The sequence below is a fragment of the Roseovarius nitratireducens genome, assembly GCF_002925845.1.
GTDB classification, from domain to species: domain Bacteria; phylum Pseudomonadota; class Alphaproteobacteria; order Rhodobacterales; family Rhodobacteraceae; genus Roseovarius; species Roseovarius nitratireducens.
Window position 1 is genome coordinate 1 of record NZ_PDNI01000041.1, and the last position, 14,227, is coordinate 14,227.

Annotated in this window: 10 protein-coding genes and 4 pseudogenes; 9 read left to right on the top strand and 5 right to left on the bottom strand. The window is 61.5% G+C overall.

Annotation, left to right across the window (positions count from 1 at the left end):
* Window positions 1–374 (top strand): type II toxin-antitoxin system RelE/ParE family toxin (locus CRJ03_RS08085; protein ID WP_338066343.1); only part of this gene is annotated, 374 nt, incomplete at its 5' end.
* Here CRJ03_RS08085 and CRJ03_RS08090 read toward each other — a convergent pair.
* Window positions 369–1,487 carry a tyrosine-type recombinase/integrase gene (locus tag CRJ03_RS08090; protein WP_104018127.1) on the bottom strand — a complete coding sequence of 373 codons (1,119 nt, stop codon included), beginning with the start codon at window positions 1,485–1,487 and terminating at the stop codon, window positions 369–371. The two genes, CRJ03_RS08085 and CRJ03_RS08090, sit on opposite strands and share 6 nt — an antisense overlap.
* Window positions 1,488–1,607: 120 nt before the next feature.
* Between CRJ03_RS08090 and CRJ03_RS08095 the strand changes: the two genes are divergently transcribed.
* The 5 genes from CRJ03_RS08095 (at window position 1,608) to scpB (ending at window position 6,867) form a co-directional block, all read left to right on the top strand.
* Entirely contained in the window at window positions 1,608–3,254 is a 1,647-nt protein-coding gene (locus tag CRJ03_RS08095; protein WP_104018126.1) for a TnsB C-terminal domain-containing protein, read from the top strand.
* On the top strand, window positions 3,245–4,183 hold the full coding sequence (locus CRJ03_RS08100; RefSeq protein ID WP_104018125.1) for a TniB family NTP-binding protein: 939 nt from the start codon (window positions 3,245–3,247) through the stop codon (window positions 4,181–4,183). The genes CRJ03_RS08095 and CRJ03_RS08100 overlap by 10 nt, the downstream gene beginning before the upstream one ends.
* Window positions 4,184–4,245: 62 nt before the next feature.
* Complete coding sequence (locus tag CRJ03_RS08105; RefSeq protein WP_240611587.1) at window positions 4,246–5,238, top strand: TniQ family protein; 993 nt, start codon at window positions 4,246–4,248, stop codon at window positions 5,236–5,238.
* A 145-nt stretch (window positions 5,239–5,383) separates the two neighbouring features.
* The gene (locus tag CRJ03_RS08110) at window positions 5,384–6,268 is read left to right on the top strand and encodes a DUF1403 family protein (RefSeq protein WP_104018395.1); all 885 of its coding nucleotides are present in this window, start codon (window positions 5,384–5,386) and stop codon (window positions 6,266–6,268) included.
* 2 nt (window positions 6,269–6,270) lie between these two features.
* Window positions 6,271–6,867 (top strand): SMC-Scp complex subunit ScpB, encoded by a 597-nt coding sequence (gene scpB, locus CRJ03_RS08115; protein ID WP_104018396.1) that lies wholly within the window; start codon window positions 6,271–6,273, stop codon window positions 6,865–6,867.
* Here scpB and CRJ03_RS08120 read toward each other — a convergent pair.
* Both CRJ03_RS08120 and CRJ03_RS08125 read right to left on the bottom strand, forming a co-directional pair.
* Window positions 6,864–8,465: a hypothetical protein gene (locus tag CRJ03_RS08120; protein WP_104018397.1), complete on the bottom strand. Its 1,602-nt coding sequence runs from the start codon at window positions 8,463–8,465 to the stop codon at window positions 6,864–6,866. The two genes, scpB and CRJ03_RS08120, sit on opposite strands and share 4 nt — an antisense overlap.
* Before the next feature lie 54 nt (window positions 8,466–8,519).
* Window positions 8,520–9,722: a Fic family protein gene (locus tag CRJ03_RS08125; RefSeq protein ID WP_104018398.1), complete on the bottom strand. Its 1,203-nt coding sequence runs from the start codon at window positions 9,720–9,722 to the stop codon at window positions 8,520–8,522.
* 486 nt (window positions 9,723–10,208) lie between these two features.
* Between CRJ03_RS08125 and istA the strand changes: the two are divergent.
* Window positions 10,209–11,436: pseudogene (gene istA / locus CRJ03_RS08130) on the top strand (IS21 family transposase); the annotation flags it as partial.
* Window positions 11,437–11,573: 137 nt separating this feature from the next.
* Here the strand turns inward: istA and CRJ03_RS20565 are convergent.
* Together CRJ03_RS20565 and CRJ03_RS08145 are read right to left on the bottom strand one after the other, a co-directional pair.
* Entirely contained in the window at window positions 11,574–12,053 is a 480-nt protein-coding gene (locus tag CRJ03_RS20565; RefSeq protein WP_104018399.1) for a DUF2147 domain-containing protein, read from the bottom strand.
* Window positions 12,054–12,420: 367 nt separating this feature from the next.
* Window positions 12,421–13,050 (bottom strand): annotated as a pseudogene (locus tag CRJ03_RS08145) (ISL3 family transposase); the annotation flags it as partial.
* 79 nt (window positions 13,051–13,129) lie between these two features.
* Here CRJ03_RS08145 and CRJ03_RS08150 point away from each other — a divergent pair.
* Window positions 13,130–13,955: pseudogene (locus CRJ03_RS08150) on the top strand (ISL3 family transposase); the annotation flags it as partial.
* A pseudogene (locus CRJ03_RS08155) lies at window positions 13,948–14,205 on the top strand (hypothetical protein); the annotation flags it as partial. The pseudogenes CRJ03_RS08150 and CRJ03_RS08155, both read left to right, overlap by 8 nt.
* Between the last annotated feature and the right edge of the window lie 22 nt (window positions 14,206–14,227).

Consider the following 14,227-nt stretch of genomic DNA (forward strand, 5'->3'; position numbering starts at 1 on the left):
GCGATCCGGCGGGCCTTTCGACAAGCACGCGCGTCTTCATGAGCCGCTCCTTTCGGCTGACGCGCCGCGCAGAGGCCAGCCTGGTCGAGATTGCCAAGTGGACGATAGCGAAGTTCGGGCTCAAGCAGGCCGAACTTTATGAAACGGAACTGCTCGACCGCTGTCAGGCGATCCTGAACGGTCAGGCGCATAGCCGGAGCTGTGCTGTTTTGGTCGATGATGCCGCGGATTTGCGGTTCACGAGCGCAGGGGAGCATTTCTTTGTGTTTCTGGATCGGCCGGACGAAGTGATCATCGTCGACATCCTGCATTCCCGAAGCGATCTTCCGCACCATGTTGCCGCGCTGGCGGCGTCAAGGAATGACATATCATAGTCCAGCAGCCTTGGTCAGGTTTACCCGGAACCGGTCGCGGCGACGCTGATAGCGGCGGGTCATCTCGGCCGAGGCGTGCCCAAGTTGCTTCTGGACGTAGCGCTCGTCGACCTCGGCGGAGCTGGCGAGACCAGCGCGCAGGGAATGTCCGGAAAACAGTGCCAAGCGTTCTTTCTCAGATAATTCCGAACGGATGCCGCTCTTGAGAACCGTCGCCTTGATCAGCCGAGCCACATGCTTGTCGTTGAGTCGGGCGTTGAGCGCGCGTTTACCGTCGCGTGACGTGCGCACGAAGACTGGCCCGAAATCGATCTTGGCGAAATGCATCCATTGTTCGAGCGCATGCACCGGGCAGGTCTGTTCGGACGATCCGCGGCCGATCTCGACCTCACGCCAACCGGTTTTAGCGTTGAGCGTGAGGATCGCACCATCGTCGAGGATCTCGACCCAACCGCCGGAGTCCGGCGTGTCGTCCTTCCCGTGATCGAGACTGACAATCTCGGAGCGCCGGAGCCCACCAGCGTAACCCAAAAGCAGGATCGCGCGATCCCGCAATCCGCGCAGATCGAAGGGCAGGGTGGCGACCATGGCGAGGATGTCCTCGGGCAGGATCGCCGCTTTCTGCACTGGCGGGCGTGCGTGCTTGCGCTTGATCCCGGCCAGCACCGCGGCGATGTGCCGGTTCTTGCGGTCCAGGGTGAAGCCACGTTGCGCGTAGTTCCACGCAAGGCCGGAGAGCTTTCTGTCTATCGTCGAAACTGACAGGGCAGGGACCCCATTCCTTGGCGCAGCCAGGTCGGTGAGATAGAGTCCGATCATCTCCGGCGACGGGGGCAGGGGCTCCGTGCCTTTCAACCGGCACCAGCGCGCGAAGTGCTTCCAATCGGCCGCATAGGCCTTGTTGGTGTTCTCCGCCGTCGAGGCCTTGGCGTAGTCGCGGGCGGTATCGACAAGGCGGTCGAGATTGCCGGAGCCGGCCACATGGACGGGCAGGGCGATCGTATTGCCGTCCGCAGCCTCTCTCTCGTCGATCTTGTGATCTCCGGTTGCAGCATCGTTCACTGCACTCGATTTCTCATCGCCTGAGGGCGTATTTTCAGGTGTTCTGCTCATGTCGTTCTTGTTCCATTGGTGGACACTAACGTATTGATATCATTGTATTCATGTTCTTGTTTCATTCCCGGATTATAGTTTCATTATCGGACATAAGACACCTATTTTCCGGGTTTGGCCATGGTGGATCGATCAGACATCAACACTGTCGACGATGCAGCATGGGAACAGGCGGTCGCGCGGGAAGCTGTGATCCGCCGTCTTGCAAGCAAGGCGTCACCGAACCGTGCCGAATTCCTCAAGGCCTGCCGAGACCTTGGCCTCAAGCGCTCCCGCCTTTACGAGTTGATCTCAGCCTACAAGGCGAGCCCGGTCGCCAGTTCCTTGCTGGCGGCTCAGGTCGGGACACCGACGGGCAGCCGTCGGCTGCCCGCCGAGATTGAAACGGTGATTTCGGGGGCGATCGAGGATTTCTACAAATCCCTCCAGAAGCCGAGCATAAATGCCCTGCAAAAGGAGGTGCGCAGACGATGCAGTCAAAGGGGTCTGCGTCCCCCGTGCTGGACCACGTTGCGGGACCGTGTGGCGGCGATAGATCCGGCGGAGCTTACAGCTGCGCGTGAGGGGGCAATGGTCTCTCGACAGCGACATCGCCCGGTGCCGGGCAGCTATCAGATCGAACGGGCCTATGAGGTGGTTCAGATCGACCACACGCTGGTGGATGTCATCGTTGTCGACCGGGTTCATCGGAAGCCTTTGCAACGGCCCTGGTTGACGCTCGCCATCGACGTCGCCAGCCGCACGGTGGCAGGCTTTTACCTAACGCTGGAGCCGCCGTCGGCCTTGTCGGTGGCACTGACCATCCAGCACCTGGTGCAGCCCAAGTTCGACTGGCTGGAGAGCCTGGGTATCGACGCGGACTGGCCAGCCGAGGGATTGCCGGAGACCATTCACGTCGACAATGCCAAGGAATTCCGCTCGAAAGCGATGAAGCGCGGTGCGGAAGAGCACGGGATTTCCCTGCTGTACCGGCCGATTGGGGCGCCGCATTACGGCGGTCACATTGAGCGTTTGATCGGAACGATGATGGGGGCGGTCCATCTGCTGCCGGGATCGACCTTCAGCAGCATCAAGGACCGCGGCGACTACGATTCCGTGGCCAAATCGGTGATGACGCTCGATGAGCTGGAGCACTGGTTGGCGCTGGAAATTACCCGTTATCATGCAGAACGGCACCGCGCGCTTGGGATTCCGCCGGTTGCGGCCTGGAACGAGGCCTATGGGCGGCGCGAGGCACCTTTGCGCCGGCCATACGATCCGGAGGGGTTCCGGATCGACTTCCTGCCGAGCACGGAACGCATGGTACGCCGCGATGGAATCCATCTCTTTGGCCTGCGGTATTGGGACGATGTCCTGAGCCTCTGGGCGGGGCGGCAGGACCGGCAATTGCGGGTGTCCTACGATCCTCGTGACCTCTCCACGATCTATGTCCGGAGCCCCGAGGGCCAGCGCTATCCTGTGCGGTTTGCGGACCTGCGCCATCCGTCGATCACTCTTGCGGAGCATCGCCGTGCGCAGGCGATTTTGCGCGAGCGCGGGCGCACGCTCGAAGACGAAGACCTCATATTCGCGGTGATCGAGGAACAGCGCGCCCTGGTTGATGCTGCCAGCACCAGGACACGGGAGGCCAGGCGGTTTTCCGAGCGACGGGACCGAGCGCTTGATGGGGTAGGGGCCTACGAGGCTGAGGATGCCGATCCGAGACCAGAGGAAAACGAGAATGTGCTCAGGAACCATCCGGGGTTCGAAGTCGAGGAATGGTCGTGACCGAAGGCAGCGCATTTGCACATCTCGATCCGGCCTACCGCCGGTTCGCGGCACTGCCGGATGATGAGCGCATTGCCTGGATCCGGGCTGACCGCTGGATCGGTTTCAATCAGTCCGGGGCGGCTCTGGCACGTCTGGAGAACCTGCTGACCTATCCGCCGCGTGACCGGATGCCCTGCCTGCTGATCTATGGCGATACAGGCATGGGCAAGACCAAGATCGTCCGCAAGTTCGAACGCGACCACCCGCCAAAGTTCAGCCAGGTGACCGGCGTTGACCACCGCCCGGTGGTTGTCGCGCAGGTGCCATCCGAACCCATTGAACGCGATCTTTACCGGGAACTTCTGGCCAGCATGGGCGCGCCGGCGATGACAGGCGGTACGCTCGCCCGCGAGAAGGATATCTGCCGGTCGCTGCTGCGGACCGTGGGGGCAAAGATGATCATTCTCGACGAGGTGAACGGCATGCTGGCCGGCACCTTCCGTCAGCAGCGCATCTTTCTCAATGCCATCCGGTTTCTGGCCAATGACCTGCGGATTCCCCTGGTTTGTGCCGGAACGGACCTGGCTCGGCAGGCGCTGCTGACCGATGCGCAACTGGCCGAGCGCTTCGAGGCGTTCCATCTCAAGCCCTGGCAGAACGATGCCGCCTTCGCCGGGCTCCTGAAAAGTTTCGAACGTATCCTGCCCTTGCGCGAACCCTCCGATCTGATCAGTGGGGAGGCCCGAAAGCGGATTCACAAGCTGACCTCCGGTGTGACGGCGCGCATTTTCCGCCTGATCGAAACGGCGGCGGAAGATGCGGTTCGGTCGGGCAAGGAGCGCCTCGACGCGGATAGTTTTGGCGACAATCTGGTGCTGCCGCTGGTCTCGATGACCCAGACCGCTCGGCGGCGGGGCAAGCCCGTGCAACAACGGGTCGGGGCATGATGGTGTCGGCCCGACTGCCCGTCGCGCCGCGGCCGTATCAAGACGAACTGCTTTCGTCCTGGATGGCGCGGGTTGCCGCGCGCTACGGGGCGGAGCCTCTTGAATTGATGGTGTACCTGGCGGGGCAGGGGGGTAGGGACGCAGGCGCGCGGCAGGTTGACGATGTGGCGCCGGATATGCGGCTGCTCAGGCTTTGGGCGAAGGCCTGCAGGATCGATCCGGAACGGCTTCATCGCAGGTCACTGGCTTCCCGATATCCTGATCGGCCGCGGGACTGGTTGCGGACCGAGGCGGTGCCGGTCTGTCTTGCCTGTTTCGATGCGGATGTCGCTGCCGGTCGCGATGCCTATCTGCGGGCAAATTGGCGATTGGCGGAGCAGGTGGTTTGCCCGGCGCACCGGACCATGCTCCTGGATCACTGCCCCGCTTGTCGCGGCCGCCTGAGGCTTTCCTTTCGTATGCTGAATGGCTTGCTGCGCCCCTTCTGTCGCAAATGCGATGCCGTTCTGACCGGCGGGGGAGGGGAGACGGAGGACCTTTTGAAGGCGGATTTCGCTGTGGGAGTTCTCGAGCTCCAACGCCAGATCAGCGGAATCGTCAGAGGTGGCCCAGGCCGTCTTGATCGACTCAATCATGGAATTCGCACTCTGTGGGCGCCGCTTGATCGCGATGGGGCGGCCCGGCCTGTCCTCGCGCTCTGGTACGATGAACCGGGGTGGAACTGCCCTTACGAGGCCCGCGCAGCCGTCGGCCGGCCTGCGCCGTTTCAGCACCTATCGGTGCGCTGGAGGGCCCTGACACTGGTGATCCTGCAGGATCTCTTCGGACCAGACCTCGTGCCCAATGCAGTCTTGCCTGAGGCAGCCCTCGTCCTGTTCAGGCGTGCGGCGCCGCTGCCGTGGCTCACGGATGGGCGAGATCTACGGAACGGCAAAGGAAGGCGCGCGATTGACGCTGGAGCGGAACGAGTCCACAGATTGAGCAAGAGGCCCGTCCACCGGTTAAATGGAAATTTCCTCGACGAGAGAGGCGATTTCGGCCGAATCCACCCATGAAACTAAAACGACAGTTCCGGGTCATGTATCGTGTTGCGTCATGTCCGATAATGCAAACTTATTGGACATAAACGAGATCGGCAAGGCGGGGCGTTTTTTATGCAATTTTCTGGTAGAAAGCGCCGTGCAGATGTAGGCTCCAAGCATGACATTTGCCCGGCACGCTCCCATCGACGACCTCGACAGGTTACCCCGGATGCCCGCCTGGGTCACCTCCGCCCGTTCTGAAAGGCTTGAAGATGTGGCGTTTTTATCGGGCGCGTCGCTCGCTCACCTGCATCTTGTGTTGGCACGAGGGGACGTGCCCCAAGGCTTGTTGCGGGATCGCCTGGCGCTGCACGCAGCAGAGGCCTGCGTCGCGTTCTCCGGTCGGCCCGAAAGGGCAAGCGAGTTGCGCGACGCGGTGCACCTCCTGCGCCCAGGGGATTTGCCCGGCCCGGCGGGCGAGACCTACATGGCCTGGCGGCGCGCGGTGGAGCGGCCGGTTTCGGTCAACGCACTGGGCCGTGCGTTGCCTACGCATCCACCAGAACAGATCGCAGGCTGGCTCGACGCGGGGCAGGGCGCGCCGATGACCCGCGCCGCAATGGTGCTGGAGGCGGTGCTCGCGGAGGCGCCACGGGCGGAGGTTCCGGCGCTCGTCCTCGCTGACGCCGCCCTTGCCCAGATGCTCGGATGGGAGCATCTCGTGCCGCTCCTGGCCATGGACCTGAAGCGCGCCGACCTGCGCAAGCGGGGCGACGATCTGCGCGTGGCCTGTCATCGTGCGGTTGTTGCTTCGGCGGTCGACGCCGAGCGTCTCTCCGCCGACCTCGCACGCCGGGCGGCCCATCTGAAAGCGGTTGCGCCAAAGCTGCGGGCCAAGGGGGCCGGGGACGCGGTCAAGATGTTCCTGACCCGCGATGCGGTGGCGCCCTCGGCGCTGCCCTTGCCGGATCGCGCCGCGCGACGTCTCTGCGACCGGCTGGTTGAGCTTGGCGCGGTGCGCGAGCTGACTGGGCGCGACACCTTCCGTCTCTATGGGGTGTAGGGATGGCGAAGGATCGCTCCTACCCCGAACTGGACCGCGAGTTGTTCGACCTGCCGCCGGAACTGCGCTGGCGGGAATGGATGCGCCGGATCGAGGCGGTACTCTTTGCTTCTGCCTCCCCGGTGCCGCGCGAAGACCTGGCCCGCGTGGTGGGGCAGGAGGCGCCTGTCGACCTGCTGGTCGAGGACCTCACCGCCGATCTGGAAGGGCGTGCGTTCGAGATCGCGAAGGTTGCCGGGGGATGGATTTTTCGGACGTGTCCCGCCTACGCCCCCGCGATCCGCGCGGCGGCAGACGTTGGAGATCAATTGCTGGACCTGAGCGAGTTCGACGTCGCGGTGCTGGCCGCTATCGCCTACCACCAGCCGGTCACCCGCGACGGGCTCAAAGACATCTTCGGCAAGGAGATCAGCCGTGACTTGATCGGGCGGCTGCATTCGCGCGACTTGATTGGGACCGGGCCACGTTCACCGCGACGTGGCGCGCCCTATACGTTTGTCACGACTGAGCAGTTTCTTATCTCCTTCGGATTGGAAAGCCTGCGCGACCTTCCGGATCGTGAATTGCTTGAGGACGCGGGCCTGAGTGCTGAGCTCTAGCCAGCATCGACAGGCTTCAGCAATGCATGGGTCAACGCGGCGGCGCGGAGCACCCTGACCAGCAGTTTCTCGAGTTCCAGCTGATTTTCGATTTGAATGGCGTGGTGGACAGAGCCGCGGACACGTGTCGCAAGAATGAGGTCCGCCGCTTTTTCATGTTCTACGCCGTTGGCCCTTAGTGCATCTATATCCTCGAGCAGGTCCTCAAGCGGCAGGCCGCGCTCAAGCAGGGTTTTCTGCTTCTTCAATATCCGCCCTACTTCGGTCCCATCCCATAGTTCACGGAACATTTTCGAAAGTTGGGTACCCTGTCCACCCAGGGCACGAACCACTTGTTCCACCGCAACCGACATTCCCTGAAGATCACTTTGCATGCCGGCGATCCGGGCGGGGCCGTATTCGAAAGCGTGCTTTTCGAACGATTGTAACCGATGGAAAACCGCGTCCTGAAAGTTCTCCCGAAGAAACCCTCCAAATTCGTTCACCTGATCTTCGGGCAGGTCCGGGGCGCGCAGCGTGCGAACTAGGCGTTCGATCTGTTCCGCATCCCAATCGGGCCAAATGACTTCGAGCGTGCGATGCATGCCGGAGCCTTGAAATCCGATGGCTTCGTTGATCACCTCGAAACTCATTTCGAAATGGACTTGGAGCAATCGAATCCCTTCCGCGAGAAAGATCTTATAGGCATCGGCGATGAGGGGGCGGCCTTCCCGATGCCATTCGTGCCATTGCCTCGCCAGAAACTTGCAGCAGTTTATCAGCTCATCCGAGCCCACGTTGAACCGCTCGCAGGCTTCTCTTGCGACGGTCCGGCGTATCTCGTCTCTCGCCGCGATCTGTTCGTCATTGAGGACAATGCGCCCGCCACCCAACCCTTGAAGCAAGCGAAATGTCCGGTCCCGCTCATCCTCCTGCGACCACTCGATCGCGTCGAGAGTCGCCTCATGCGTTTTGAAGTCACGGAGTGCCCGGATCGGAGAAAGTGCTTCCGAAGCCCGCCCACCGGGCCAGAGACCGTTTTGGATGTCGTCCCTGACACGCTCAGCTACGTCATCGCTCGCCATGTTCACCCGGATGTGGATACCCATTTCGGCGAGCTCGGTCGCCACCAGCAATTGCCAGCTCGAGTAGAAGTCCTGGACGTTGTCGCCGTCATAAAGATCGGGCCTCTTATCGCTCGATACGCGAACACGTCGATCACGATGAGGGATGAACGATTGTTGGGCCGGTTCTTGCAGGAATTCTCGCCATTCCGGTTTGGGGGTATCGAAAGGGTGACATTTCGCGTTGCTGCTCTTGAAGCCGGTATCCTGAAGAGCAGTCCAAAGGTCGGCTGCGGCGTCCAATCTTGGACCATCGGGTTCAACGGGATCGTGGAGAGTTTTCGCCCATTCGTGGGTCTCCAACCAGATGCGCCGCGCGATAGGATCGGGCCAAGAGAGACGGATGCGCGGACGTAAGAGCCCCAGTTCTTCCAGGCCCTCCAGCAGCGCGGGTCCGGCGTATTCTCCTCGAAAGGCCTTCAATTGTGCGAGGTCAGACAGGAAGTCGCGTGCGCGCCGGTATCTTCCAACGGTGATTCGTACCTTGTAGTCCATTGGTTTTTCACCAGGCCTCTCGCGAAGCGGTCAAGGCAAACATTTTGACCAGCATCATTCTGGCAAATCTCCATCGGCGAAAAGGTTGGGGAACAGCCGTTCGCGGTAGTCCAAGGGAAACGCCACTCTTACGGGGGTCTTCGGAGAAGCGGAGGTCAGATACCCGGCAGAGGCCAATTTGCTAAGCGTGTTGCGTGCGGTGCGTTCGGAGGTCTTGAGGACAATCTGCGCGTCGCCACGCTCAAGCGCACCATGCCGAAGCACGGCCGAGATCAGATCGGGCGCGCGCTTGTCATCGATGGTATCCTCTACGAGGCGCCCGTAGCGCTTTTCCAGCCCAGCGAGGTCAAACAGCTTTGCGGAAAACGTGATTTGATCGAGCGAGACCTTCAGGAACCATTCGCAAAAGGTCTTCAACGCGGCTTCGGACAGGTTGCCGCGCCCGTCGCGGTCTCCGCGTCGGGGGCTGTCCGCGAGATCCATCATGCGCTTGTATTCACCGCGCTCCGCCAACCCGCGCGCAAGCCCGCGAGAAACCGACCATAGGCCTAGGCCTCCAATCCCGGCCGTCAGGGCCATGGCATGCGACATCAAGCGGCTGACGCGCCCGTTACCGTCCGGGAACGGATGGATGTAATTCAGCCGGTGATGCGCCGACGCGATCGCGATGATCCGCCCGCTCGATGACCGCGCGGCGATCTGAAACCGCTTGTCGAAATGATCCATGAAGGCGGCGACGCGCGACGAAGAAGGGGGGAGGTGGCGCCCAACTGCCACTTCCTTGTCGCCCTCTTGGCGCATGTGCCCTGGAATGATCGGTTCCCTTGTTCTATCGGGATGCTCGATCACCCGAAATTCGTCAGGCATTTCGTCGTAGAAAGCCTTGTGCACCCATGTGAGAAATTCAACGGACGTGGGCCGAGGCAGGGTGCCAGCCCGATGCATCTCGTCGATTGCTCGCTGAACAATGACATGCGCGCGCGCTTCCAAGGCAAGCGGGCGGGTCTCCTCTTCGAGTTCGGCACCAGCGAGCGCGCGCTCAATGTCTCGCGGGCGTGTGTTGTGGCCTTCGATCAAGTTCGAGTAGTAGCAGTTCATCACGCGGACGAGGTCCGCAAGTTCCGCCGCGCTGTCCGGGTGCAACCCTTGTCCCAGCTGCGCCGCTTCTCTCTGGATGTCGACCGAAAGGTCAGCCAGTTCGGCGGGGATGTGCTCCTCGAAGAAACACGGTTCGATTCTGCCGGGTGTTTCCAACATTTTTGCCGATCTTTTCCGCCTGAAATTCCTATGTAATATAGGTCGGATCATAAAGAAAGTGAAAGAATTTGCCGATATGGATTGCCGATCATGAGTGCCGGTGTATGGACTGGGCGGCACGACAAAATGATGCGAGAGCAAGCAGCCGTGCTAGGCGCGGCGGCGTGAAAGCTGGTAATCCACACCCGTCATCCGAAACCGCCACTTCAGCATCTCCGGACTAACGAGATGTTCCTCGCAAGCGTCGCGATCTGAGAGGCACCGGCGACGAATAGACAGAAGGGCGGGCCGGGGCAGCAGCAAGGCTCCGGCCAACCAGTCGGCTTCGTCTTCTTGGTCTTGATCGAAGTTACCCGGAACAAGCGAGCTGAGAACGGCGGTGCAAAAGTCGGCCACGGTAGCGGCGGGATGAGCCTGCTGCGGGCGGCGTAAAAGTCGTCCACTTTTACCCTTTCTGGCGACAGGGAGGGCGGGAGGATTTTCATCGTGGATTTGTATCGGAAGGTTCGGCTGGCCTGTGCTGAGGGGATGAGCCAGCGAGAAGCGGCGCGGCATTTCAACATCTCGCGCGACAGCGTTGCCAAGATGATGGCGTTCTCGGTCCCGCCCGGATATCGGCGGACGGCACCGGTCAAGCGGCCGAAGCTGGATGCCTTCACCGGGATCATCGACGGGTGGCTGGAGGGTGATCGCGAGGTCCATCGCAAGCAGCGGCACACGGCGAAGCGGGTGTTCGAGCGGCTGCGTGATGAGCACGGCTTCACCGGCGGCTACACGATCGTGAAGGATTACATGCGGCAGAGCGAACGGCGCGGTCGCGAGATATTCGTGCCGCTGGCGCATCCGCCCGGTCATGCCCAGGCCGACTTCGGCGAGGCGGTGGTCGTCATCGGCGGCGTCGAGCAGAAGGCGCATTTCTTCGTCATGGACCTGCCGCACAGCGATGCCTGCTTTGTCCGTGCTTATCCTGCGGCGACAGCGGAAGCCTGGGTTGATGGCCACGTCCACGCCTTCGCGTTCTTCGGCAAGGCGCCGGTGTCGGTCCTCTACAACAACGACCGCTGTCTGGTTGCGAAGATTCTTCCTGATGGAACGCGTCAGCGGGCCACGCTCTTCAGCGGGTTCTTGTCGCATTACCTGTTCCGTGATCGCTACGGGCGGCCCGGCAAGGGCAATGACAAAGGCAACGCGGAGGGGTTGGTCGGTTACTCCCGCCGCAACTTCATGGTGCCGATCCCGCGGTTTGCGACCTGGGACGCGTTCAACACCTACCTGGAGGAGCAGTGCCACAGGCGTCAGGCGGATGTCCTGCGGGGCCAGTCCGAGACGATCGGCGAACGGCTCACGCGGGATCTGGCCGCGATGGCCGACCTGCCGGCCGCGCCGTTCGATGCCTGCGATCAGACAACCGGACGGGTCAGCTCCCAGGCCTTGGTGCGCTACAAGACCAACGATTACTCGGTGCCAGTGGCCTATGGTCATCGCGACGTCTGGGTCCGGGGCTATGTCGATGCGGTCGTGATAGGCTGCGGTGGCGAGATTATCGCCCGTCATCCGCGCTGCTACGACCGAGAGGACATGGTCTTCGATCCGGTGCATTACCTTCCGCTCATCGAGCGCAAGATCAATGCCCTGGATCAGGCGGCGCCCCTGTCTGAATGGGACCTGCCGCCGGAGTTCGCGACCCTGCGCCGCCTGATGGAAGCGCGAATGATCAGAAGTCCGAGGCCCTTGCACAATGGGCGGCAACCACAGAAGTGGCTAGGCCAACGGTTCTGTCGAAGCGACAACCGCACTTCCCTTTACATTGCCATCGAGGCAACCCTGTTCCTTGGCAAAGAGCGGGCGACGTCACCGAACGCGGGTCCAAATCAGCGTTTCGCCCAATGCCGGAAGGAGAACATAGGCCCGCACGCGCAATGTGCCGTTGTCTTGGATCGACATCTGTGCCGCATATTCCCTGCCGTCGTCCGGGTTGTAGATCCGACCGCCCGTCCACTTGTTCTCTCCGCTACGGTGAAGGCCCCTGAGAACAGTGAGACCGAGGAGGGGCCGTGAGCGCAGGCTCTCTTTCTTGTTCTTGAAATCGACCAATGGCACGCCCTGTGCGTCATTTGGCCATCTGAACCAAACAATCCTTCCGCACAAATTGCGGCCGCAGGAAAAAATCTGGACCTGGATACGCTTGTTTTGATGCAGCCAGACGCCGACCGGCGTTCTGCTGTCGGCTCCGGCGGAAGTCGTCGCCAGCAACCAGAAGAGAAGAGCACACAACCAACCCGGCGCATAACCCCAGGTTCTTTGCCTTCTCGGAGCGGGCGCTCTAACCATTTTGGCCCTCTCGTACCAGTGCGTCCACACTACCACGAATCTAACCACGAAGCACGGAGCGAGAGCGTTCGGTTCCCGTTTCCGGCATGCGTGATCCTGCCCGCCGTGAAGCGGGAGAAATGGACCTGCTTTTTCGACCAGAATGCAGCCCGGCTAAGGTGGATCAGGGTTTCCTATCAGGCTGCCATTCTCATGGGCTCGGTTTTGCTGGCATGGACTTCGTCAGGGGTCAAGATGCCGTGGGTCGAGTGGGGCCGCTCGGCATTGTACTACTGAACCCCAGAACACCGACGTTATCGATCGGCGTGTCAATGAGCTTTCAGAACTGGCTCTGTCTCAGTTTTGGTGCAGCTTGGATGTCTCCCGGTCAGGACGCGTCAATGAGCCGTGTTCTGAGTAAATCGATGTTCGCGCGCCCATACATCTGGCGTTTGAGAGTTTTGAGGTGGTTGATCTGTCCCTCGGCTTGTCCGTTCGACCACGGTTCCCGCAGGGCTGCGGCGACCGTGCCTTGATCCCGCCGGAGCCCACGGGCGAATGCACCGATCGGGCTGTCATGCGCTTCGCCCAGCCATCCTTCCAGCAGATCTCCACGAGCATTCCGGACCATATCCGTGAAGCGGTCAGTTAGTCTTCGAGCCTTGGCGAGTGCGGGCAACGCCGTCTCGATCCTTGCCACCCGGATAGCGTCAGCTTTGCTCAAGTGATCCCGACCTATGGTCAGGAGGAGCGATATCTTTCGCGCGGGAGGCGACTTTTCAGTCCCCGATGGCACGGCCTGCTTGGCACGGCGCTTGCGTGTGGCCCATTCCCCGACAACCCGAAGGCTGCCCTGGAAACCAGCGGCCTGTAGCCGACGCCAAAGTTCGGCGCCATTCCGGCAGCCGCCTGCCCATTCCTTTTCCAGCTGCGGCAGCCAGGGGGCCAGACTGCTCTCGCGGATGCGGAAAACGTCCTCACGTTCGCTGCGGACGATTTGGCGGACCAGACCGCGTGTCGCGTAGCCCTTAATTGGGTTCTGCCTCAATCTGTGTGGCGCAACTATCCTGAAACTGGAAAATTCAGGAGGGATAGTTGTGAATTCGAAGAAGCACTGGTCGCCCGGGAGCGATGTTTCGGTCCAAAGCGCTGAGCGACGTGTTACCAGCGGTTGGATTGTATCCGGCATTTTGGCTCCTCAAGGCATCTGCCCAGACTGTGGTTTGCGTTCGCGACGACGTCACGGATGGCGGCATCGGCGGCTGCAGGATTTTCCCGCACATGGAGACGGGGTCACAGTGGTACTCCACGTGTGCCGCTGGCGATGTTTGGATTCCGCTTGCCCGCGCCGGACGTTTTCAGACCACATCCCTTCGATTGCGCGTCCGTTTGCACGTTGCACCTCGCGTGTCGGGGAGATTGTCAGTCACCTTGGGCATGCGACAGGTGGGTGGCCTGCCGAGCGGCTCTTGCACCGTTTGCGCATCAGAGCCAGCGATGACACGGTGCTTCGGCAACTGAAGCACCGTGCGCAAGACAGCGTCCAGCCACCAAGGGTCATCGGCATTGATGATTGGAGCTGGCGAGAATCGCAGACTTACGGAACCATCATCGTTGATCTCGAACGGCGAACCGTTATCGATATCTTGGAGGGTCGCACCGTGGAGAATTGCACGAATTGGCTACGCTGCCATCCCGAGATCGAGGTGGTCAGCAGGGACCGTTGCGGCCTTTATGCAAAGGCTGCCCACCAAGGCGCGCCGCAGGCCTTGCAAGTCGCTGACAGGTTCCATCTTGTGCAGAACCTGCGGCAGGCCATCGAAGAACAGATGAACATGCATGGTCGCGCAACGGACCGGGTTCAAGCGCCGGAGCGTAGCAAAATGGCTAGAATATGAGGTGCCACCTGACCGGCGCAGGGCGACACCTCGACGATATAGAGGCATGGTCCACGCGGGCGGAATCCGAGATGCTCCCGCTTTCAGGGAAGACGCCGCCCGCCCTGCGTGCGGTATTCGGCGAGTGGCCCGTAGTCTCTGCCCCAATGGCCGAGGCCCTAACCGGTGCCAGCCGAGCGACCGTCCAGCGTAACCTCGCCTGGATGGAAGCACGAGGTCTGGTTCGCGAGGTGACCGGGCAGGAGCGTTATCGGATGTGGAGCGCGCAAGGTTAAGCACCAAGCAGACAGCGATGGC

Bases quoted from the DNA above. Each gene is read 5' to 3' on its own strand.
- CRJ03_RS08090 (WP_104018127.1), bottom strand. From the start codon at position 1,487: ATGAGCAGAACACCTGAAAATACGCCCTCAGGCGATGAGAAATCGAGT.
- CRJ03_RS08095 (WP_104018126.1), top strand. From the start codon at position 1,608: ATGGTGGATCGATCAGACATCAACACTGTCGACGATGCAGCATGGGAA.
- CRJ03_RS08100 (WP_104018125.1), top strand. From the start codon at position 3,245: ATGGTCGTGACCGAAGGCAGCGCATTTGCACATCTCGATCCGGCCTAC.
- CRJ03_RS08105 (WP_240611587.1), top strand. From the start codon at position 4,246: ATGGCGCGGGTTGCCGCGCGCTACGGGGCGGAGCCTCTTGAATTGATG.
- CRJ03_RS08110 (WP_104018395.1), top strand. From the start codon at position 5,384: ATGACATTTGCCCGGCACGCTCCCATCGACGACCTCGACAGGTTACCC.
- scpB (WP_104018396.1), top strand. From the start codon at position 6,271: ATGGCGAAGGATCGCTCCTACCCCGAACTGGACCGCGAGTTGTTCGAC.
- CRJ03_RS08120 (WP_104018397.1), bottom strand. From the start codon at position 8,465: ATGGACTACAAGGTACGAATCACCGTTGGAAGATACCGGCGCGCACGC.
- CRJ03_RS08125 (WP_104018398.1), bottom strand. From the start codon at position 9,722: ATGTTGGAAACACCCGGCAGAATCGAACCGTGTTTCTTCGAGGAGCAC.
- CRJ03_RS20565 (WP_104018399.1), bottom strand. From the start codon at position 12,053: ATGGTTAGAGCGCCCGCTCCGAGAAGGCAAAGAACCTGGGGTTATGCG.